This is a genomic window from Ferrovibrio sp. (assembly GCF_965278975.1).
Taxonomy (GTDB): domain Bacteria; phylum Pseudomonadota; class Alphaproteobacteria; order Ferrovibrionales; family Ferrovibrionaceae; genus Ferrovibrio.
Genome location: NZ_OZ257126.1, coordinates 4,644,064 through 4,662,780 on the forward strand (window position 1 = coordinate 4,644,064; position 18,717 = coordinate 4,662,780).

General features: G+C 64.2%; 24 protein-coding genes and 1 tRNA gene. 9 read left to right on the forward strand and 16 right to left on the reverse strand.

Going from position 1 to position 18,717, the window contains the following annotated elements; all coding sequences use genetic code 11:
- Window positions 1-33 precede the first annotated feature (33 nt).
- Entirely contained in the window at window positions 34-480 is a 447-nt protein-coding gene (locus ACQY7X_RS22415) for a hypothetical protein (protein WP_428247712.1), read from the forward strand.
- Between the two features lie 202 nt (window positions 481-682).
- Here the strand turns inward: ACQY7X_RS22415 and ACQY7X_RS22420 are convergent, their stop codons facing one another.
- Complete coding sequence (locus ACQY7X_RS22420) at window positions 683-2,182, reverse strand: 3-hydroxyacyl-CoA dehydrogenase (protein ID WP_428247713.1); 1,500 nt, start codon at window positions 2,180-2,182, stop codon at window positions 683-685.
- A gap of 168 nt (window positions 2,183-2,350) precedes the next feature.
- On the opposite strand from ACQY7X_RS22420, the gene ACQY7X_RS22425 reads away from it, so the two are divergent.
- A complete protein-coding gene (locus ACQY7X_RS22425; RefSeq protein ID WP_428247714.1) occupies window positions 2,351-2,797 on the forward strand; it encodes an Hsp20 family protein in 447 nt (148 codons plus the stop codon).
- Window positions 2,798-2,861: 64 nt separating this feature from the next.
- The gene (locus ACQY7X_RS22430; protein ID WP_428247715.1) at window positions 2,862-3,110 is read left to right on the forward strand and encodes a DUF1150 family protein; all 249 of its coding nucleotides are present in this window, start codon (window positions 2,862-2,864) and stop codon (window positions 3,108-3,110) included.
- 13 nt (window positions 3,111-3,123) lie between these two features.
- Here the strand turns inward: ACQY7X_RS22430 and ACQY7X_RS22435 are convergent, their stop codons facing one another.
- The 11 genes from ACQY7X_RS22435 to ACQY7X_RS22485 form a co-directional block, all read right to left on the reverse strand.
- A complete protein-coding gene (locus tag ACQY7X_RS22435; RefSeq protein WP_428247716.1) occupies window positions 3,124-3,570 on the reverse strand; it encodes a DUF2846 domain-containing protein in 447 nt (148 codons plus the stop codon).
- Between the two features lie 352 nt (window positions 3,571-3,922).
- Window positions 3,923-4,387 (reverse strand): PTS IIA-like nitrogen regulatory protein PtsN, encoded by a 465-nt coding sequence (gene ptsN / locus ACQY7X_RS22440; RefSeq protein ID WP_341980414.1) that lies wholly within the window; start codon window positions 4,385-4,387, stop codon window positions 3,923-3,925.
- A gap of 60 nt (window positions 4,388-4,447) precedes the next feature.
- A complete protein-coding gene (hpf, locus tag ACQY7X_RS22445; RefSeq protein WP_428247717.1) occupies window positions 4,448-4,774 on the reverse strand; it encodes a ribosome hibernation-promoting factor, HPF/YfiA family in 327 nt (108 codons plus the stop codon).
- Window positions 4,775-4,983: 209 nt separating this feature from the next.
- A complete protein-coding gene (gene can, locus ACQY7X_RS22450) occupies window positions 4,984-5,628 on the reverse strand; it encodes a carbonate dehydratase (RefSeq protein ID WP_428247718.1) in 645 nt (214 codons plus the stop codon).
- A 17-nt stretch (window positions 5,629-5,645) separates the two neighbouring features.
- Entirely contained in the window at window positions 5,646-7,205 is a 1,560-nt protein-coding gene (gene rpoN, locus ACQY7X_RS22455) for an RNA polymerase factor sigma-54 (RefSeq protein ID WP_428247719.1), read from the reverse strand.
- A 9-nt stretch (window positions 7,206-7,214) separates the two neighbouring features.
- The gene (gene lptB / locus ACQY7X_RS22460) at window positions 7,215-7,997 is read right to left on the reverse strand and encodes an LPS export ABC transporter ATP-binding protein (protein ID WP_428247720.1); all 783 of its coding nucleotides are present in this window, start codon (window positions 7,995-7,997) and stop codon (window positions 7,215-7,217) included.
- Window positions 7,997-8,608 (reverse strand): LptA/OstA family protein, encoded by a 612-nt coding sequence (locus tag ACQY7X_RS22465; RefSeq protein ID WP_428247721.1) that lies wholly within the window; start codon window positions 8,606-8,608, stop codon window positions 7,997-7,999. The genes lptB and ACQY7X_RS22465 overlap by 1 nt, the downstream gene beginning before the upstream one ends.
- Before the next feature lie 5 nt (window positions 8,609-8,613).
- Window positions 8,614-9,330, reverse strand: coding sequence for an LPS export ABC transporter periplasmic protein LptC (gene lptC, locus ACQY7X_RS22470; protein WP_428247722.1), 717 nt, complete (start codon window positions 9,328-9,330; stop codon window positions 8,614-8,616).
- A gap of 7 nt (window positions 9,331-9,337) precedes the next feature.
- The gene (locus tag ACQY7X_RS22475; protein ID WP_428247723.1) at window positions 9,338-10,447 is read right to left on the reverse strand and encodes a KpsF/GutQ family sugar-phosphate isomerase; all 1,110 of its coding nucleotides are present in this window, start codon (window positions 10,445-10,447) and stop codon (window positions 9,338-9,340) included.
- Window positions 10,448-10,570: 123 nt separating this feature from the next.
- Window positions 10,571-11,188 (reverse strand): ribonuclease D, encoded by a 618-nt coding sequence (locus ACQY7X_RS22480; RefSeq protein WP_428247724.1) that lies wholly within the window; start codon window positions 11,186-11,188, stop codon window positions 10,571-10,573.
- Window positions 11,189-11,271: 83 nt separating this feature from the next.
- A tRNA-Leu gene (locus tag ACQY7X_RS22485) sits at window positions 11,272-11,358 on the reverse strand.
- Between the two features lie 180 nt (window positions 11,359-11,538).
- Between ACQY7X_RS22485 and ACQY7X_RS22490 the strand changes: the two genes are divergently transcribed.
- Together ACQY7X_RS22490 and ACQY7X_RS22495 are read left to right on the forward strand one after the other, a co-directional pair.
- Window positions 11,539-12,654: an NAD(P)/FAD-dependent oxidoreductase gene (locus tag ACQY7X_RS22490; RefSeq protein ID WP_428247725.1), complete on the forward strand. Its 1,116-nt coding sequence runs from the start codon at window positions 11,539-11,541 to the stop codon at window positions 12,652-12,654.
- Window positions 12,651-13,532 carry an SMP-30/gluconolactonase/LRE family protein gene (locus ACQY7X_RS22495; protein ID WP_428247726.1) on the forward strand — a complete coding sequence of 294 codons (882 nt, stop codon included), beginning with the start codon at window positions 12,651-12,653 and terminating at the stop codon, window positions 13,530-13,532. The genes ACQY7X_RS22490 and ACQY7X_RS22495 overlap by 4 nt, the downstream gene beginning before the upstream one ends.
- A 3-nt stretch (window positions 13,533-13,535) precedes the next feature.
- On the opposite strand, the gene ACQY7X_RS22500 is transcribed toward ACQY7X_RS22495, so the two are convergent.
- On the reverse strand, window positions 13,536-14,033 hold the full coding sequence (locus tag ACQY7X_RS22500; protein ID WP_428247727.1) for an RcnB family protein: 498 nt from the start codon (window positions 14,031-14,033) through the stop codon (window positions 13,536-13,538).
- Between ACQY7X_RS22500 and ACQY7X_RS22505 the strand changes: the two genes are divergently transcribed.
- A complete protein-coding gene (locus tag ACQY7X_RS22505; RefSeq protein ID WP_428247728.1) occupies window positions 14,032-14,166 on the forward strand; it encodes a hypothetical protein in 135 nt (44 codons plus the stop codon). The genes ACQY7X_RS22500 and ACQY7X_RS22505 overlap by 2 nt on opposite strands.
- Before the next feature lie 112 nt (window positions 14,167-14,278).
- Window positions 14,279-14,752 carry a hypothetical protein gene (locus ACQY7X_RS22510; protein WP_428247729.1) on the forward strand — a complete coding sequence of 158 codons (474 nt, stop codon included), beginning with the start codon at window positions 14,279-14,281 and terminating at the stop codon, window positions 14,750-14,752.
- On the opposite strand, the gene ACQY7X_RS22515 is transcribed toward ACQY7X_RS22510, so the two are convergent.
- From ACQY7X_RS22515 to ACQY7X_RS22525, 3 genes are all read right to left on the reverse strand, one after another.
- Window positions 14,749-15,138: a hypothetical protein gene (locus ACQY7X_RS22515; protein WP_428247730.1), complete on the reverse strand. Its 390-nt coding sequence runs from the start codon at window positions 15,136-15,138 to the stop codon at window positions 14,749-14,751. The two genes, ACQY7X_RS22510 and ACQY7X_RS22515, sit on opposite strands and share 4 nt — an antisense overlap.
- 3 nt (window positions 15,139-15,141) lie before the next feature.
- On the reverse strand, window positions 15,142-15,663 hold the full coding sequence (locus tag ACQY7X_RS22520; RefSeq protein ID WP_428247731.1) for a GNAT family N-acetyltransferase: 522 nt from the start codon (window positions 15,661-15,663) through the stop codon (window positions 15,142-15,144).
- A 315-nt stretch (window positions 15,664-15,978) separates the two neighbouring features.
- Window positions 15,979-16,923 (reverse strand): LysR family transcriptional regulator, encoded by a 945-nt coding sequence (locus ACQY7X_RS22525; RefSeq protein ID WP_428247732.1) that lies wholly within the window; start codon window positions 16,921-16,923, stop codon window positions 15,979-15,981.
- Between the two features lie 124 nt (window positions 16,924-17,047).
- Here ACQY7X_RS22525 and wrbA point away from each other — a divergent pair, with 124 nt between their 5' ends.
- Together wrbA and ACQY7X_RS22535 are read left to right on the forward strand one after the other, a co-directional pair.
- Window positions 17,048-17,644, forward strand: coding sequence for an NAD(P)H:quinone oxidoreductase (wrbA, locus tag ACQY7X_RS22530; RefSeq protein ID WP_428247733.1), 597 nt, complete (start codon window positions 17,048-17,050; stop codon window positions 17,642-17,644).
- A gap of 93 nt (window positions 17,645-17,737) precedes the next feature.
- Window positions 17,738-18,478 (forward strand): pirin family protein, encoded by a 741-nt coding sequence (locus tag ACQY7X_RS22535; RefSeq protein ID WP_428247734.1) that lies wholly within the window; start codon window positions 17,738-17,740, stop codon window positions 18,476-18,478.
- The last annotated feature ends 239 nt before the right edge of the window (window positions 18,479-18,717 follow it).

Here is an 18,717-nt window from a genome sequence, read left to right on the forward strand (position 1 = left end):
CTACTGCGGAAGCAGCGGCGATGATGGTCGGGGATGAAAATGACAATTGGTCAACTTAGTAAAGATCAGATAGAGCTTTATACTCGCGCAACCCAAGAACCAGACTTCACGAAAATATATAATTTTACTCTGTCATTCTGGCCTGCAGTGATCCCAGTTGGGGAAAGACGTTACATAAACTACGAAAGAAAAACCTATAAAACTGTATACGCAGACACCATTCATTCAAGTGTTGAGGATTTGATGCAGCGACTGGAGTATGGAGACATATTCTTGATCATGGAACACAGCTTGTATATTTCAATACACAAAGCGCTGTTCTATGTGAACTCCATCTCGCTCCTTGATATAAACGCTGAATGCGTGAGATTTCATTTCGAGAATTCTCTTAAAGAATTCTTATCTCAAGCCCCCTCCGTTAAAATGCCTCGCGACAAAAAAGTAGACGACTACATACGACTCTATTTCGACAAGAAATGACTCTGAATAAAGCCGTCATGGCCTGCGGCTGTGGGTGTGACAAAATGCCTTGTCACTCTCGCGAACGCGAGAGTCCCATTTCATTTACAGAAAAAATGGGATGCCGGCCTTCGCCGGCATGACGACAGAGGGAGAGCTAAGGCAGCGAGAGTGACAATATACCCGCATCACGCCCGCTTTCGCGGGAATGACGCCGTAGATTTTAATCCTCCATCAACGCCGGGAGGCCGAGCAGCGCGCGGCGGCGCAGCCACAGGCTGGGGCGGTAGCGGTCGTCGCCGGTAATGGCCTGCAACTGGGTGAGGATGTTCAAGACCGTCTGCGGCCCGAGGTGATCGGTGAGCGCCAGCGGCCCGAGCGGATAATTCAGGCCCAACGTCATCGCCTTGTCGATATCGGCGGGACCGGCAACACGGATCTGCGCCATCTCGCAGCCGAGATTGGCCACCATGGCGGCGACGCGCTGGCCGATGAAGCCGGCGCTGTCGCGGATCGCCGTTACCTTGCGGCCGGCCCTGTTGATCTGCGCCACCAGGCCATCGCGCAGCGCATGCACCGCACCGGGTGCCTGCATCAGCGTGACGCGCTTATCCAGCCGGCCGGTGAGGTCGATGGCGAACAGGCGGCGGTGATCGAAGCCACGCCGCGCCGCATAGCCCGACACATCCTCGCCGAGCAAAGCGCAGAGGATCGGACTCTGGCCGTCATCGAAATTCGACACCGAGAAGCCAAGCTCGCGCAGCAATTCGGCCAGGGCATCGTCATCCTCGGCCAGCGCGACCTTGTCGATCGGCAGCGATTCCGACGCGGCATCGGGCGACGGCGCCTGCATCTGCCCGGCATCGTCATAGGCATAGAAGCCGCGCCTGGTCTTGCGGCCAAGCTGGCCGCTTTCCGCCATCGCCTGATGCAGCGGCGACGTCGCCAGCCGGCGGTCGTGGAAATAGCCCGACGAAATGATCTGACTGACCGGGAAATTCACGTCAATGCCGGTGAGGTCCATCAGCTCGAACGGCCCCATGCGGAAGCCCCAGCAATCGCGCATCACCGCATCGACCTGCGACGGCGTGGCAACGCCTTCCGAAACAATGCGTAGGCCCTCCTGGGTGAAGCAGCGGCCACCGAGATTGACCAGGAAGCCGGGGCTGTCCTGCACCACCACCGGGCTGCGGCCCATGCGCTCGCCCACCTTCACGAGAGCCGCCACCGTCTCGTCGCTGGTCGCCGGCGCGCGGATCACTTCCACCAGCTTCATCAGCGGCACCGGATTGAAGAAATGCAGGCCACCGACGCGGCCGCGATGCTGGCAGGCGCGTGCAATCGCCGCGATGCGCAGCGACGAGGTGTTGGAGGCGAGCAGGCAATCGGGCCGCACGATGGCCTCAAGCTGGGTGAAAAGCTGCTGCTTGATTTCCAGATTCTCGATGATCGCCTCGACCACGAGATCGACATCCTTGACCTGCTCCAGCGTCTCGGCGACACGGAGCTGCGCCTTGGCAGCGGCGGCCTCGCCAGCCGGCAGACGGCCCTTGGCGACCAGCGAATCGAGCTGGGCGGCAATCGCCTCGGCGGCCTTGGCGGCAGCACCCGGCGCGGCATCGAACAGCAGCACCTGCATGCCGCCCTGGATGCCGACCTGGGCAATGCCCCGGCCCATGGCGCCAGCGCCGATCACCGCAATGCTCTCGATGCCCCGAGCCATGGCCTATCCTCCTTTATTGCTTCATTTTTTCACCCGCTTGCGACGGGGTTTCCATCCTGCCGGTGCGGCCCTTGAACCGCAAGCCTGCGCGCCCCATCTATTGCTGTAGGCAGGGTGCCGATAGCGGGCCCTGCACCAAGGTACTCGCTATTGTTTAGGAGTCCGACCATGACCCGCGTTTCGCTTTTCTCCAGCCCGCTGCTGCTCGGCTTCGACCATATGGAACGTATGATCGAGCGTGCCGCCAAGTCGGGCGCGGAAGGCTACCCACCCTACAATATCGAACAGATCGGCGAGGATGGCCTGCGCATCACGCTGGCCGTGGCCGGCTTCGCCATGTCCGATCTGAACATCACGCTTGAAGACAACCAGCTGGTGATCCGCGGCCGCCAGGCCGAGGACAAGGACCGCCTGTATCTGCATCGTGGCATCGCGGCGCGGCAATTCCAGCGCGCCTTCGTGCTGGCGGAAGGCATTCAGGTGACCGGCGCGCAGCTGAGCAATGGCCTGCTGCATATCGACCTGACGCGGCCGAAGCCGCAGCCGCAGGTACGCACCATCCAGATCAATGCCGGCGACGGCAGCGGCGAAGGCCGCATCGGCCTGGGTGAGTAGGCCTGGGTGAGTAACAGCGTCGTCTGATTCTTACCAGTAGCGCGTACCATGAAAGGAGTAAGTCATGGCTATCCCCAGCAACAACGATAACAACACCGCCCCGAAGCCGGCCCCACTGGCAATGACGCCGGAGGCCTTCGCCAATCTCGGTGCGCCGCAGCTTGCCTATATCCGCCCGGTACAGGGTCCCGATGGCGCCGAAATCTTCGGCATCTTCTCGGCCAGCGGGCAGCAGCTCGGCTATGCGCCGGAACGCGACCTCGCCTTCGCCGCCGCGCGCCAGCATGAACTGGAGCCGGTGAGCCTGCAGTAATGTAGCGCCGGGGTCAGCCGCCGCAGGTGATCGCCTGCGGCTGCCGGCCCTGCATCTCGGCGGCACCCGAAGCCGCATCCACCACGGCGGCGCGGCCCTGGCGGGTAAGACCGTTGAGGCCGGTATCGAGGCGGAAATAGGCCGACTGGCCGGCGGCGATATCAACCGCCACCTCGCCGCCATTCTCCATATCCGTCACCCGGTGCCGGCCCGGCGGCAGATCGCAATAGGCGCTGCCGCCATTGCCCAGTGCCGTGACCTGCCGGCCATCCACCGCCAGCGGTTTTTCCGCCGCACCACCGATCAATCCGCCGGCAGCGCCGAGGCTGAAGCTGGTGCGGTACAGATAAAGCCGTGCCAGGCCATTGGCTGGCGGCGCCGGCTGCGCTGGTGGCGTGGCGGCGGCACAGCCGGCCAGCACGGCCAGCATGGTGATCGAAATAGACCGAAGCAGCGTCATGGCATATCTCCCTGCGGCCGCATGCAGCGGCCGGCGGAGCGCAGCCTATGCCATGTCAGCGGACGGCCTTAAGGCGCACGCCCTGCGGCACGATGCCTCGGCACGAGATTAAGTCTTAGCTGCGATTTATGCGGGTTTTATAACCCTTACGCTGAGTGGCAGCGCGAACCGGCATTGGGCAACCGGCAGTAACAGACCATGCCCTCCTGCATCACCCTCGCGCCAGCGCGTGTCCGATTTGATTGCTGGACAAAAAATGGGATTCTCGCTTGCGCGAGAATGACGTTCAGGGTGAAGGACGCTCAAGCCGCGTGGCTGGTTTTCCGCTCAAGCCGCGTGGCTGGTTTTCCGCTCAAGCCGCGTGGCTGGCCGGGGTATCGGTGAGCAGCGCGTAGATCGCATCGGCGCTGTCGGCGCCGCGCAGCTTCTCGCAGATGCCCTTGTCGCGCAGCAGGCGCGACACGCGGGCGAGCGCCTTGAGGTGGTCCGCGCCGGCTGATTCCGGCGCCAGCAGCAGGAACACCAGATCCACCGGCATCTCGTCGATGGAGTCGAAATCGATCGGCCGCTCGACACGGGCGAACAGGCCGTAAAGCTTCGGCAGGCCGGCGATGCGGCCATGCGGAATGGCGATGCCATTGCCGACACCGGTGGTGCCCAGGCGCTCGCGCTCCAGCAGGGTTTCAAAGATCTGCCGCTCATGCAGGCCGGTCAGCCGCGCGGCGCGCGATGCCAGTTCCTGCAAGGCCTGCTTCTTGCTGTTGGCCTTAAGATTGGCGACCACGCCATCGGGGCTCAAAAGCTCGTGTATTTCCATGACGCGTCTTTATCCATGAATCCTGTTGCCGCGCTGCCTGCCTGATGCGATACGCCGTCATCAGACGGCGGCATCGAGGTCCGGCTTGCGGGCGTGATGATTGCGGCGCCGGCGCTTGTCGCGCCGCACCTGCTTGGCCAGCTTTTCGAGCGCCTGGTCGAAGCTGGCATAGATTTCCGGGTCGCTGGCATCAGCCTGCATGTCAATGCCGGTGCCGACATGCACCGCACAGACGCAGCGGAACATGCTGCCTTCACGGCTGAACACCACATTCGCCTCGATGGCGTTCTCCATGTACTTCGACACGGCGGCGATCAGCTTCATCTCAACGTGACCACGCAGGGCCTCGCCGAGATCGACTTGCTTACCCGAGATGAGGATTTTCATGGTGTCTCACGATCCGAATGACGGTCGGTTACGGCATGATCCACAATTCGCCACCGAGATACAAACTATTCTTGCCGGCTCGGCCGGCAGGGTTGCAACGGCGGTCGGTACGGGCGACCAGCGGGGGCGGACCATAGAGAAGCGCCCCGATACTGTCAACCGCACCTAAATGTTTGATATGGCTATGAATTGCCCGGATTCAAGAGGCCTTACGGGCTTTTTGGCCGCACCGTGCGGTGAATCGGCGAGAGATGATCCGGGTTGCTGACCGTGACGCCGAGATCGCGCACCAGGCCATTGGAAATGCCATAGACCCAGCCATGCAGGCTGAGCGGCTGACCACTGGCCCAGGCATTCTGCACGATGGTGGTCTTGGCCAGATTGAGCACTTGTTCGCGTACATTCATTTCGCAGAGCGCGTTGACGCGCTTGTACTCATCGACGATGGCGTCGAGTTCCTCGGCATTGCGCTCGCGGGTATCGCGGATCGGGCGCAGCCAATGATCGATCAGGCCGAGCTGTTCCTGAAACAGCGCCGTGCGCACACCGCCGCAACCGTAGTGACCGGTGACGATGATGTGCTTCACCTTCAGGAACTCGATAGCGTACTGCAATACCGCCAGGCAGTTCATATCCGCCGGCTGCACCAGATTGGCGACATTGCGGTGTACGAATAATTCGCCCGGATCGAGGCCGACGATTTCATTCGCCGGCACGCGGCTATCGGCGCAGCCGATCCACAGATAGGCCGGATTCTGCTGGTGCGACAGGCGGTCGAAGAAACCGGGATCGACAGAGAGTTTGCCGATGGCCCAGGAGCGGTTGTTGTCAAAAAGCTTTTCGATGTCTGACATGGTCTACCGTGATCAGCTCAGCCAACGGGAAGCAAACCGGCCTTTTTCAAGCGGCGGCGCTCCACCGAGGAGGGGATATTCATCGCTTCGCGGTATTTCGCCACGGTGCGGCGGGCAATGTCCACCCCCTTGCCGGCGAGAATTTCCACGATCTTGTCGTCTGACAGCACGTCATCGGCGCTTTCGGCGTCGATCAGGTCCTTGATGCGGTGGCGGATCGCCTCGGCCGAGAAGCTGTCGCCGCCATCGGTGGCACCAATCGAGGCGGTGAAGAAATACTTCATCTCGAAAATGCCGCGCGGCGTCGCCATGGTCTTGTTCGAGGTAACGCGGCTGACCGTGCTTTCGTGCATCTCGATGGCTTCCGCCACCGCCTTGAGGTTCAGCGGCTTCAGGTGATCGATGCCGAGCCGCAGGAAAGCCTCCTGCTGGCGCACGATCTCGCTCGCCACCTTCAGGATGGTCTGCGCCCGCTGGTCCAGCGACTTCACCAGCCAGTTGGCCGAATTGAGACATTCCGACAGATAGTTCTTTGTCGCCTTCTCGCGCTCGCCCTTGGCCGGGTTTTTAGCATCCGGCTTGCTGCGGGCAACCTTGGTATAATAGCGCGTATTCACCAGCACGCGTGGCAGCGTGTCGTTATTCAGCTCCACCAGCCAGCCGCCATCGGAACCACGGCGCACATACACATCCGGGATCAGCGTCTGCACCGGCTCGCCGCCGAATACCAGGCCCGGCTTCGGGTTCAGCGCACGGATCTCCTTGATCATGTCCGTCAGGTCTTCCTGATCGACACCGCAGATCTTGAGCAGGCCGGCGATATCGCGCTTGGCCAGCATTTCGAGATTATCCAGCAGCGCCTGGATCGCCGGATCGAGGCGGTTGCGCTCGCGCAATTGCAGGCCCAGGCATTCCTTCAGGCTGCGGGCGAACAGGCCCGCCGGCTCGATCTGCTGCAGCTTGGCCAGCACGGCTTCCACCGCATCCGGCGGCGTGCCCAGGCGATCCGCCAGGTCGGCCAGCGACTCGGTGATGTAGCCGGCTTCATCCAGGCTGTCGATCAGCGCCTGGCCGATCAGCCGCTCGGCCGGGCTTGCCGGGATAAGGCGCCATTGTTCTTCCACATGGGCGCGCAATGAGAGGTCTTCCGACAGCGTCTGCTCCAGCGAGCTTTCGCCATCCTCGAAGCGCATGTCGCCGCCACGGCCTGAAATATAGGAATCCGATGGGCCGAGGCCGCCGCCTTCGCCGCCATAGCTGTAGGCATCGGCGCCGCTGTCGCCGCCATCGGCCTCCACATCCATCGCCTCGCGCGCCGAGACGACGCTGGCATCGCCATCCAGATCGAGGCGGGCGGGATCGCCGCCGGCTTCGGCGACATCGAAGGCATCGCGGGCATCTTCACCGCCGCCTTCGCCATCCTGGCGTTCCAGTAGCGGATTGCGTTCCAGCTCCTGCTCGACATAGGCGGTCAGTTCGATATTGGACAACTGCAACAGCTTGATCGCCTGCTGCAACTGCGGCGTCATCACCAGGGCTTGGCCCTGCCGCAGTTCCAGACGCGGGCCGATCGCCATGCTAGCGGATCACCAGCTGAAGCGTTCGCCGAGATAGACCCGGCGGACGTTCTCGTCGGCGACGATCTCGTTCGGCGAACCTTCCATCAGCACCTTGCCATCATGCAGGATGTAGGCACGGTCGATGATATCCAGGGTCTCGCGCACATTGTGGTCGGTGATCAGCACGCCGATGCCGCGATGCTTCAGATGCGACACCAGTTCGCGGATTTCACCCACGGCAATCGGATCGATGCCGGCCAGCGGCTCGTCCATCAGCATGAAGCTGGGGCGTGTGGCCAGGGCACGGGCGATTTCGCAGCGCCGGCGTTCGCCGCCGGAAAGCGCCATCGCCGGGGTGCGGCGCAGATGGCTGATGGAGAATTCAGCGAGCAGGTCTTCCAGCATCGCCTCGCGCTTGTCGGCCTCGGCTTCCACCAGTTCCAGCACGGCGCGGATATTCTGTTCCACCGTGAGGCCACGGAAGATCGAGGCTTCCTGCGGCAGGTAGCCCATGCCGAGGCGGGCGCGGCGATACATCGGCAGGCCGGTGATATCGGCGCCATCCAGCATGATCGAGCCATGATCGGCCGAAATCAGCCCGGTGATGATGTAGAAGCAGGTGGTCTTGCCGGCGCCGTTCGGCCCCAGCAGGCCAACCGCCTCGCCCCGCTGCACACTCAGCGACACATCGCGCAAGACAGGCCGCTTCTTGAAGCTCTTGCCCAGGCGATGGGCGGAAAGCCCGGGATGCGGATTTTCCGCTACCAGGCGCGGACCATTCGCCGCGCTATCGTCGTTCTGCGGCGTCATCAGCCCCCCTGGCGGAACACGCCGATCACGCGCTGACCCGGCAAAGGATCGCAGACCGAGCGGCCGATATCCTGCTGCATCGTCACCTTGGCACAGCGCAGCACGCTTTCCTTCTGGGTCAGCACCACGTTGCCTTGCAGCACAATCAGCTTCTTGTCGACATTGTAATCGGCATAATCGCCCTGCGCCTTCTCGTCCGCCGACGAGATGAACACCTTGCCCTTGGCCTCGATGCGGCTGATCGCGCCCATATCCGGTCCGCCGGCGGATGGCACCGGCGCGGCAGGGCGCTGCTGCGCCGGGCGCTGGCCCTGCGCCTGTGCAGGCGGCTGGGTATTGTTGCGGTCGCGGTAATACACCATCAGCTCGTCGGCGCGCAGCCGCATCTCGCCCTGCGCCACATCGACATTGCCGCGGAAGATGGCAAGCTGCCGTTCCTGCAGCACTTCAAGATTGTCGGCGGCAATCTCGATCGGCAGGTTTGAATTATTGCTGCTGTTGTTGCCACGGCGCTGGCCGGGCAGCCCTTGCGCCATAGCCTGGGCTGCAAGCAGCAGTGCAAGAGCGGAAGCGCCGAGTACGAAAGCGGAAGGGGCAGTGAATTTGCGCATGCTGGTCATCCTGCGCCGCGGGGATTGAGCGTGGTCTTCACGCCGTTGATGAACACGATGGTCTTGCCGCGATCATAGACCCGCATGCCATTGGCGCGGATGCTGCCCAGCGAAGCATGGCCCCAGACCTTGTCGTCGCTGGCCAGCACACCGGTATTCAGGTCGATCTCGGCATTGATGCCGTGAAACTCATAGCCACGGTCGCTATAGACGTTGATGTCGCCATGCAGCGTCAGCATCCGGGCGGTGTTGTTGTAGACGCCGGTATTGGAGGTAAGCGAAATCCACGCCCCGTCATTCAAGGTGATGTCGGCGGAAATCTTGTCCAACGTCACCAGCTTGGAATCATTCGGGTCCTGCATCGCGCGGTCGGCGGTGACGATATAGGGCTGGCCGTTGCTGTCGTTGCCACGGAAGCGCGGGTTGTTCATCACCAGCGCCATCTCCTGGGTCTCGATGCTGGAAAAGGCCAGCCGGAAGCCGGTGTCGCGCTTGGTAAGCTGCGGCCAGGCAGCGATCAGGCCGACCAGGGCAACCGCGCCGACCGGCAGCACGAATTTCATGAAACGCACGAAGCCGCGCCGGCGCTGCACCACCTGGCCGGCGATGCCCTGCCCGCTGCGCGGCGCGAAATCATCGCGCAGGCGGCGCCCGGCAGCAGCAGAGGCGGCGGCGCCTGAACCTGTGCCGGTGGAAGTGCTATCCTGCGGGGCGTCTGTCATGCCTGCCTCAGGTGATCCCGGCGCGCACGCAATCATGCATGTGCAGGATGCCGATGGGGCGGCCGCCATCCACCACGAACAGGGCGGTGATGCGGCGCTGGTTCATCTCGCGCAAAGCCTCCACCGCCAGCATGTCCTGCCGGATGGTGAGCGGCGACTTGGTCATCACGGTTTCCACCTTGCGCGCCAGGATATCGCCATCGATATGGCGCCGTAGATCGCCGTCGGTGATGATGCCGACCAGCCTGCCCTTGTCGCGGCCCTGGCGGCCCAGGATGCCGATGCAGCCGAAGCTGCGCCCGGCCATGGTCACCAGCGCCTCGCGCATCGCCGTGCCGGTGGGCACCAGCGGGATTTCCTGGCCGGCATGCATCAGGTCTTTCACCTTGATCAGCTGCTTGCCGAGCCGGCCACCGGGATGGAACACGCGGTAATGGTCGCGGGTGAAGCCCTTGCGCTCCATCAGCGCCACGGCCAGCGCATCGCCCAGCGCCAGCATCATTGTGGTGGAAGTGGTGGGTGCCAGGCCCATCGGGCAGGCTTCTTCCACCGGCGGCAGGATCAGGGCAATATCGGAAGCCTGGCCGAGCGCGGATTTCAGCTTCGAGGTCATGCCGATCAGCGGCATGCCGAACCGCTTGGCATGGGCAATCAGGTCGGCCATCTCCGGCACGTCGCCGGAATTGGACAGGCAGAGCAGCACGTCGCTGGTGGTGACCATGCCGAGATCGCCATGGCTGGCCTCGGCCGGATGCACGAACATCGCCGGCGTGCCGGTGGAAGCCATGGTGGCGGCGATCTTGCGCGCCACATGGCCGGACTTGCCCATGCCGGAAACGATGACGCGGCCCTGGGTGCCGTCGCCGCTGATGCGGTTCAGCACGTCGATGGCCTGGGTGAACTGGCTGTTCAGATTGGCGGCCAGGGCGGCAAGGCCGTTGGCCTCGGTGAGCAGCACGCGGCGCGCCACGGCGATATCCCCCGCCGGCTGCCCCACGCCGGTGGCGGAGGGCAAACGGGTCACCACGGCCTTGGACTTAACCTTGGCCGGGCGCGGCTTGGCACGGGAGCCGGCGGCCTTGCGGGGCGCTGCCGGCGACAGGGCGGTTTTGGACATACGCGGCGAGACCCACCTGCTGGAAACCGTCTAACAAGATTCGTGCCAAGTATGCGGAATGACCAAGAAAAAAGCAAACCGCGCGGCGGGTTGGAACGCAATCTAGTTTAGGCTGATTGCGGGCTAGTTGTGGGCGAAAATATCCTCTTCCGGCCAGCCGGCCAGATCGAGGGCGGCGCGGGCGGGCAGGAAATCGAAGCATGCCTGGGCCAGGGCGGTGCGGCCTTCACGGGCCAGCATCACATCCAGCACGGTCTTGAGCTGGTGCAGGTAGAGCACATCGGAGGCGGCGTATTTCTGCTGCGCTTCGGTCAGGCTCGGCGCGCCCCAGTCGGAACTCTGTTCCTGCTTGGAAATCTCCACCCCGATCAGGTCGCGGCAGAGATCCTTCAGGCCATGCCGGTCGGTGAAGGTGCGGACCAGGCGGGACGCCGTGCGGGTGCAGTAGACCGGCGTGCAGGAAACCCCCAGGTAATGCTGGATCGCGGCCAGGTCGAAGCGCGCGAAATGGAACAGTTTCAATACCTTGGGGTCAGCCAGCAGGCGCTTCAGGTTGGGCGCGTCATAGCCCTTGCCGGCGCCGAAGCGGACCAGATGGGCATTGCCATCGCCGCCGGAAAGCTGCACCAGGCAGAGGCGGTCGCGCGCCGTGCGCAGGCCCATGGTTTCCGTATCCACCGCCACGCTGGACCCCAGATCGAGGCCATCGGGCAGGTCGCCTTGATGCAGGGTGATAGCCATGCGCGCCGCTTGCTCTGATTCGCTGATTTTCGGAGGGGATTATGCTCCGCCGCGCCGGGTGGCGAAAGAGCATAGAAAAGAATTGGTGCCCAGAATAAGACTCGAACTTACACGACCTTTCGGTCACTAGCACCTGAAGCTAGCGCGTCTACCAATTCCGCCATCTGGGCATCGCGTGACCCGGGGGTCCCGTCGAGGCCGGTTAGATACGGGAAAGGGCCTGCCCCGTCAAGTGCCGCTCGTAACATTCGACGCCCAGGTGATACTGGGGGCGGTATCCCGGCTTGAAACCGATCCGGCCTCCGGGGATAACCGGCAGGACGCATGTTTCAGACAAGCCCGGAGCGGCAATGGATTCGGTGGAATGCCTGGTGATCGGTGCCGGCGTGGTGGGGCTGGCGGTGGCGCGCGAACTGGCCCGGCGCGGCCGCGAGGTGGTGATCCTGGAAGCCGCCGATGCCTTCGGCACCGAAACCAGCGCGCGCAATTCGGAAGTGATCCATGCCGGCATCTATTATCCGCAGGGCAGCCTGAAGGCGCGGCTCTGCGTCGAGGGCCGCGACCGGCTCTACCGCTATTGCCAGGAACGCGGCGTCGATGCGCGCCGCATCGGCAAGCTGATCGTCGCCACCGATGCGGCGCAGAATGATGAACTGAAAGCTTTGCAGGCCAAGGCGGCGGCCAATGGCGTGCATGACCTGCGCTGGCTGAGTGCCGCAGAAGCCCAGGCGCTGGAGCCGGACCTGCATTGCACCGCCGCCCTGCTCTCGCCTTCCACCGGCATTATCGACAGCCACGGCTTGATGCTGGCCTATCTCGGCGAGGCCGAGGAACACGGCGCCATGCTGGCGCTGAATGCGCCGCTGCACAGCGCCATCTGGCGCGATGGCCGTTTCGAGATCGAGACCGGCGGGCCGGATGCGATGCGGCTGGCGGCGAAGCTGGTGGTGAACGCCGCCGGCCTGCATGCCCAGGCGGTGGCGAAAACCATTGCCGGCCCGCGCCACGATCTGATCCCCGGCAGCTTCTACGCCAAGGGCAATTACTTCGTGCTGTCAGGCATGAAGCCGCCCTTCTCGCGCCTGATCTATCCGGTGCCGGAACCGGGCGGGCTTGGCACCCATGTCACCATCGATCTCGGCGGCCAGATGCGCTTCGGCCCAGACGTAGAATGGATCGACGCCATCGACTATCAGGTCGATCCGGCGCGTGGCGATAAATTCTATGCCGCCGTGCGGCGCTACTGGCCCGGCCTGCCCGATGGCGCGATCCAGCCCGGCTATGCCGGCATCCGCCCGAAATTATCCGCTGGCGGCGGCAAGGCCGATGACTTCGTGATCCATGGCGCCGCCCAGCATGGCGCGCCGGGCCTGCTGCATCTGTTCGGCATCGAAAGCCCAGGGCTTACGGCGTCGCTCGCCATCGCCACGCTGGTGGCGGATCAACTGGAACAGGATTGCCGATGACCGAAATCTCCGCCGAGCTAATCCTGGAAGCACAGGCTGATCTGGGCGAGTCACCCGTCTGGTCGGTGGCCGAGCAGAAACTCTATTGGATTGATATCAATGTCGGGAAGCTGCATCGCTTCGATCCGGCCAGCGGCCAGGATGACAGCCGAGATCTCGGCCAGGCCATCGGCAGCATCGCGCCGATAGCGGGCGGCGGCCTGCTGGCGGCTTTGCGCCACGGCATCTATCGCCTGGACATGAGCGGCGCGCATCCGATCCGCATCGCCAATGCGCCCTATGATCCGAACATGTTCCGCTTCAATGATGGCCGCTGCGACCGCCAGGGCCGCTTCTGGGTCGGCACCATCTGCGAGATGCGCGACCGCGCCGCAGCCCTGCTCTACCGCCTGGATGCCGGCGGCCGGGTGCGGCGCATGATCGACGACATGGTGATCTCCAACGGCCTGGCCTGGAGCCCGGCCGGCACCACCATGTATCACGCCGATACGCCGGCCTGCACTGTATGGGCCTATGACTATGATCCGGCCAGCGGCACGCCCTCGAACCGGCGCGTGTTTCTCGATCTTAATGCCAGCGGCGAGCGCCCGGATGGCGCCGCGGTGGATGCGGCAGGCAATTACTGGCTGGCGCTCTACGGTGCCGGCAAGGTAGTGCAATTCAGCCCGGCCAGCGAACGCCTGCGCGAAATCCAGGTGCCGGCGCGCGCCACCACCATGCCGGCCTTCGGCGGCCCGGATCTGCGCCGGCTCTACATCACCAGCGCACGCCAGCGCCACAGCGCCGAAGACCTCGCCGCCACGCCGCTGGCCGGCGCGCTGTTCACCGCCGATCTCGAAACGCCCGGCCTGCCCGAAACACCCTGGGCGCCGCTCTAGCCGTTACATGCGGCCGAGATTCTGGATGCCGTCCAGCACCATGCCGGTGCCGATGGCGATCATCAGGATGTCGCTGTCGACGCGCACATAACGGTGGCGCGGCGGCGGCGGCGGCAACAGCACGATCAGGTCGCGCGGCACTTCGTAAAAGATCACATCCGGCGGCAGCGGATGCCCCACCACCCAGCGCTTGGCATGGCCCGGCGGCATGCAGCCATTGCCCTTCTTGGCCAGGCCCGGCGGGCAATGCACGGCATAGCGCGGCGCCTCGTAATAGTCGCGCACCACGCGGCGGTCGGCATCGCCGAAATTGAAGTTGATCTGGATGTTGGTATCGCCGCCACGCGGCTCGTGCTGGCGGTGCGGCGGGCCACGGCGGTCATCGTCATCGCCATGGCGGCCACGCCCCTTGCCATCGGCCCAGGCTGCATTGCTGAAGGCGAGAGCGCCGATGGCAGTGGCGAGAATGATCCGAGAGGCAAAACCCGTGCTGCGTTGCATGGCTTCTTTCCTGTTCATGGCCGGCTGTGAGGCCACCGGCAATGCACAGGATAAGCCGCACGGTGGCAGGATCGTGGCGAAGGCGGGGATTTATCGCGGCGCCATCCCGATCAATGAACATCCCGGTCAATAAATCCGCCGGGGGCTTCCCCGCTTAGCCAGATGCGGGATAGTCCCGAGATATCGCTTGCCGCCACCTCCCGGCAGGATCAATGATTGCGCGATAAAATAAGAACCGGGGGTTGATGATGCGGGTGAAATTCCAGTCCTATGATTTAACGCGGCGCACCGGCTTTGCGGCACTGGCATTACTGCTGCTGCTCGGCGGCTGCCGCGAGACCGAACTGACCCGCATGGCGGCGGCGAATGACAGCGGCGCGCTGAATATCGAAACCGTGCGGGTGGCCGGCAATATCGGCGTCGCCCTGGACGATGCCTTCTCCGCCAGCTTGCGCGACGCGGTGCTGGCGGCCGTGCCCCGCAACAGCACGCTGCCGGCCAACTCGCTGATCGAGATCACGGTGACACGGCTGAGCGATTCCGCCGCCGGAACGGAATTGGAGGGCCTGGCGCGGCTGCGCAGCCTGCGCGGCTTCACCCGCGCCGAATTCGATTTGCGGGCAGCCAGCAGCGCCGCCGACATGGCGGCCCGGCGCCAGGAAATGGCAGCAGCCGTGGCCCGCCGCGCCCGCGAAGAGATCGCCGCGCGCGGACTCTAGCCGAGCAACAACCGCGCCGCCTGCTGCACGCTCATGCCGGACTTGAGGCCGCGCGCCGCAGCCAGCGCGTTAACGTGAGTGAGGATGCCGCAGGCCCAGGCATCCACCGCGTCGCCGATGCGGGCGCTGTCATGGCTGTAAGTGGCGGCGATGATGCCGTGGTCGTTCAGCGGTCCGAGGCCGGAAATCCCGGCCTCATCCTTGCCCACCCCGGCATCGTTGAAGAAGCAGGCCAGCGGCTGGTCGTTGAAGGCGTAGCTCACCGCCGAGACACCGGCATGGGAGGCGGCGACGATGACCCGGCCACAATCCTCGGGTCTGATTTCGGTGATGCTGTCTAAAAGCTGGACGCGCGGATCATGCCAATCCGGCGCCGGCCGCCGCATGGCTCAGGCCGCCGTCTTGCGGCTGCGCGGCACCTTCGGTTTGCCGATCATGCCGCTGACGCCGTCCAGCGCGCCCGGCACCAGCTCCATGATCTGGAACCGCTCCAGCTCCACCCAGCCCGGCATTTCCAGGCCGCGCTCGGCGGCGGCGATGAAGCCGAACGGCTCGTAATAGGCCTTGTCGCCCACCAGCATGCACAGCTTGTGGCCCTGCCGCGTGGCGGCATAGAGGCTGTGCCGGATCAGCGCCCGGCCGATGCCCTGGCCCTGGAAATCGGGATGCACCGCCACCGGGCCGAGCATCACTGCCGGCGCCGCCCCTTCGCCAATCGAGATCGGCCAGTAGCGGATCGAGCCGAGCAGGCGGCTGCCCTGGCGCACGGAAAAGCTTAAGGCCTTGATCGGCGCCACGCCCTCGCGCAGCCGGTAGACGGTCTTGGCGGTGCGGCCGGAGCCGAAAGTCAGGTCGAGGAGATTTTCAATCTGGGCGGCATCAGAGGGCCGCTCTGGCGAAATCGGGAACATCAGCTTGCTTCCTGGCACTAAATCGGAGACCAACGTGAGCGGAGGGGCGGCTTTCGCCTTCCGTCCGACCGGCCGGTTGTTCGGGTGCATTGGAAGTGCTGGGTGTCTGCTGGGAGACGATCAGGCTGTCAGGGCTGATCCAGGCCTCAATGCACGCGAACAACGGCCGCGCAGCGCTTTCGTTGCGCTACTCGTCGGCTAGCTCGTCGGTGCATCATGGGGCGAATCATCTGACTTTCCCGTTTCAGGGCGCCTGTTTAGCATGGCGACTCCGGGCCGTAAACGGTTATCTGCGGCAGGCTGCCGCAGGGGGCTTTACTTTATTTCGCCCTGCCGCAGGCCGATCCAGGCGCAGTCCCAGGGCGGCTCCGGCCCGAATTTGCCGGCCAGGAAATCGATGAAGGCGCGCAGCTTCGGCGTCAGGTGGCGCTGCGCCGGGTAGACCGCGAAGATGCCCAGATCCGCCACGCGGTATGGCTCCAGGATCGGCACCAGCCGCCCTGCCGCGATATCCGGGCCGATGACGAAGCTGGGCAGCCGGGCGATGCCGGTGCCGGCCAAAGCCGCCAGCCGCAAGGCGTCGCCGTTATTGGCCGTCAGCGGCCCCTGCACGCGGACAGCGATATCCGGCTCGCCGCCGGGCTGCGAGGCGAAACGCCAGAGCAGCGGATCGGCGAGATAGCTGTAGATCAGGCAATGGTGCCATTTCAGCTCGTCGGGATGTTTCGGCGTGCCGTATTTGGCGATGTAGCTTGGCGCCGCCGCATAGACCACGCGGGCCGGCCCGAGCCGCCGGGCATTGAGCGTCGAATCCGCCAGTTCGCCGATGCGCACGGCGGCATCCACATCCTCTTCCAGCAGGTCGACGCGGCGGTCGTTGTAGCTCGCCTCGATGCGCAGGTCCGGGCATTGCGCCAGCAATTCCGGCAGCAGCGGCGCCACATGGCTGAGGCCGAAGCTCATCGGCAGGTTCACCTTCAGCAGGCCGCGCGGCGCCTCCTGCAAATTCTGCACGGCGGCCTCGGCGGCCTGGGCCTCGGCCAGCACCCGTTCGGCATGGGCCTGCACGATGCGGCCGGTTTCGGTGAGTTGCAGCCGCCGCGTGGTCCGCTGCAGCAACTGGCTGCCCAGCCGCTGTTCCAGCCGGGCGATCTGCTTCGAAACGGCAGATTTCGACAGGCCCAAGGACTGGGCGGCGGATGTGAAACTCATCTGTTCGGCCACCCGGGCGAATACCGCCAGGTCGGAAAGGTAATCCATGGCTATTGTCCACCATTAGAAACAATCATGTTCCAAATATAGTATTGTTTCCTTAAATGGCGAGCTTAAATTCTCCTCATCCAACGCCGCTGGGGCGGCGGGAAGTATCCAAGGAGAGACTTCAATGACCAAGATTCTGGTTCTCTACCATTCGATGTACGGCCATATCGAGGGCATGGCCCAGGCCGTTGCCGAGGGCGCCCGCGAGGCCGGCGCCGAGGTAGTGATCAAGCGCGTGCCGGAAACCATGCCGGAAGCCGCCTTCAAGGCCGCCCATGGCAAGTGGGACCAGGCCGCGCCGGTCGCCACCATCGACGAACTGCCGAACTATGACGCCATCATCTTCGGCACCCCCACCCGCTTCGGCATGATGAGCGGCCAGATGCGCACCTTCCTGGATCAGACCGGCGGTCTGTGGATGAAGGGCGCCCTGGTCGGCAAGGTCGGCAGCGTGTTCACCTCCACCGGCACCGGCGGCGGCAACGAGACCACCATCACCAGCTTCCAGGTGACGTTGCAGCATCATGGCATGGTCATCGTCGGTGTGCCTTACGCCATCCCGGAGACCATGGATGTGTCGGTCTCGCGCGGCGGCTCGCCCTATGGCGCCGGCACCATCGCCGGCCCGGATGGCTCGCGCCAGCCGAACGAAACCGAACTGAAGATCGCCCGCTTCCAGGGCAAGCATGTGGCGGGTATCGCCGCCAAGCTGGCCAAGTAACGCGTATCGAGTAACCAGTACCCTACCCCAACGCCGCCTCAGCGAAGGCCCCGGGCAATCCGCCCGGGGCCGAACGAGGCAAGGAGACGTATCATGACCGTTGCAGTTCCCTTCGACCGTCTTGGCCGCTTCGGCAATGACTGGCTCGACAGCCGCTTCCACTTCAACTTCTCGGGCGTTGCCGCGCCGATGGGTTTCGGCTTCGGCCCGCTGCGGGTGTGGAACGACGATCATATCAAGCCGCATTCCGGCTTCCCGATGCATGGCCACCGCGACATGGAGATCATCACCTATGTGCGGCGCGGCGCCATCAGCCATGAAGACTCGCTCGGCAATCGCGGCCGCACTCCTGCCGGCGACGTGCAGGTGATGTCGGCCGGCACCGGCATCATGCATGCCGAGTGGAACGAGGAAAACGAGGCGACGCATCTGTTCCAGATCTGGGTCGAGCCGCGCCAGCGCGGCCTCAAGCCCCGCTGGGCGCAGGCGCAGTTCCCCAAGGGCGACCGCGCCGGCAGGCTTGTCCCCCTCGCCTCCGGCGAGGAAGCCGTGCGAGCCGCCAACCCGGAAACCCTGCTGATCCACCAGGACGCCACGCTCTATGGCGCGCTGCTGGGCCAGGGCGACAGCGTCACCCATACGCTGCCCTGGAGCGAGACGCAGCAGCGCATCGCCTATGTGGTGGTGGCCGATGGCACCGCCATCGTCAACGGCACCAAGCTTTCGACCCGCGACGGCATGGCGGTGTTTGAAACCAAGTCGGTGGAGATCACCGCACCGGAAGGCGCCGAGGTGCTGCTGTTCGACCTGCCGGTGCCGGCGCAGAAGAACTGACGCGGAGCCTATAGCCTGACACCATCACCCCCGGGGAAACTCGGGGGTGATTTTTTTGGGTCATGCCCGCGAAAGCGGGCATCCCATTCAAAGCTGCAAAAAATGGGACCCTCGCTTTCGCGAGGGTGACATGGACTGAAAAGCGTCATGCCCGGGCTTGACCCGGGCATCTCTCTCAACGAGGCGCAAGATGCCCGGATCAAGTCCGGGCATGACGAGATGAGGCAGCTTTGTCACCC

Bases quoted from the DNA above. Each gene is read 5' to 3' on its own strand.
- ACQY7X_RS22500 (WP_428247727.1), bottom strand. From the start codon at position 14,033: ATGCAACGCAGCACGGGTTTTGCCTCTCGGATCATTCTCGCCACTGCC.
- ptsN (WP_341980414.1), bottom strand. From the start codon at position 4,387: ATGGAAATACACGAGCTTTTGAGCCCCGATGGCGTGGTCGCCAATCTT.
- ACQY7X_RS22435 (WP_428247716.1), bottom strand. From the start codon at position 3,570: ATGACGCTGCTTCGGTCTATTTCGATCACCATGCTGGCCGTGCTGGCC.
- lptC (WP_428247722.1), bottom strand. From the start codon at position 9,330: ATGACAGACGCCCCGCAGGATAGCACTTCCACCGGCACAGGTTCAGGC.
- ACQY7X_RS22505 (WP_428247728.1), top strand. From the start codon at position 14,032: ATGGCTTCTTTCCTGTTCATGGCCGGCTGTGAGGCCACCGGCAATGCA.
- ACQY7X_RS22490 (WP_428247725.1), top strand. From the start codon at position 11,539: ATGGATTCGGTGGAATGCCTGGTGATCGGTGCCGGCGTGGTGGGGCTG.
- ACQY7X_RS22535 (WP_428247734.1), top strand. From the start codon at position 17,738: ATGACCGTTGCAGTTCCCTTCGACCGTCTTGGCCGCTTCGGCAATGAC.
- ACQY7X_RS22425 (WP_428247714.1), top strand. From the start codon at position 2,351: ATGACCCGCGTTTCGCTTTTCTCCAGCCCGCTGCTGCTCGGCTTCGAC.
- ACQY7X_RS22515 (WP_428247730.1), bottom strand. From the start codon at position 15,138: ATGCGGCGGCCGGCGCCGGATTGGCATGATCCGCGCGTCCAGCTTTTA.
- lptB (WP_428247720.1), bottom strand. From the start codon at position 7,997: ATGACGCCGCAGAACGACGATAGCGCGGCGAATGGTCCGCGCCTGGTA.
- ACQY7X_RS22480 (WP_428247724.1), bottom strand. From the start codon at position 11,188: ATGGCTATCACCCTGCATCAAGGCGACCTGCCCGATGGCCTCGATCTG.
- wrbA (WP_428247733.1), top strand. From the start codon at position 17,048: ATGACCAAGATTCTGGTTCTCTACCATTCGATGTACGGCCATATCGAG.
- rpoN (WP_428247719.1), bottom strand. From the start codon at position 7,205: ATGGCGATCGGCCCGCGTCTGGAACTGCGGCAGGGCCAAGCCCTGGTG.
- ACQY7X_RS22475 (WP_428247723.1), bottom strand. From the start codon at position 10,447: ATGTCCAAAACCGCCCTGTCGCCGGCAGCGCCCCGCAAGGCCGCCGGC.
- ACQY7X_RS22510 (WP_428247729.1), top strand. From the start codon at position 14,279: ATGATGCGGGTGAAATTCCAGTCCTATGATTTAACGCGGCGCACCGGC.
- hpf (WP_428247717.1), bottom strand. From the start codon at position 4,774: ATGAAAATCCTCATCTCGGGTAAGCAAGTCGATCTCGGCGAGGCCCTG.
- ACQY7X_RS22415 (WP_428247712.1), top strand. From the start codon at position 34: ATGAAAATGACAATTGGTCAACTTAGTAAAGATCAGATAGAGCTTTAT.
- ACQY7X_RS22420 (WP_428247713.1), bottom strand. From the start codon at position 2,182: ATGGCTCGGGGCATCGAGAGCATTGCGGTGATCGGCGCTGGCGCCATG.
- can (WP_428247718.1), bottom strand. From the start codon at position 5,628: ATGTCAGACATCGAAAAGCTTTTTGACAACAACCGCTCCTGGGCCATC.
- ACQY7X_RS22465 (WP_428247721.1), bottom strand. From the start codon at position 8,608: ATGCGCAAATTCACTGCCCCTTCCGCTTTCGTACTCGGCGCTTCCGCT.
- ACQY7X_RS22520 (WP_428247731.1), bottom strand. From the start codon at position 15,663: ATGTTCCCGATTTCGCCAGAGCGGCCCTCTGATGCCGCCCAGATTGAA.
- ACQY7X_RS22525 (WP_428247732.1), bottom strand. From the start codon at position 16,923: ATGGATTACCTTTCCGACCTGGCGGTATTCGCCCGGGTGGCCGAACAG.
- ACQY7X_RS22495 (WP_428247726.1), top strand. From the start codon at position 12,651: ATGACCGAAATCTCCGCCGAGCTAATCCTGGAAGCACAGGCTGATCTG.
- ACQY7X_RS22430 (WP_428247715.1), top strand. From the start codon at position 2,862: ATGGCTATCCCCAGCAACAACGATAACAACACCGCCCCGAAGCCGGCC.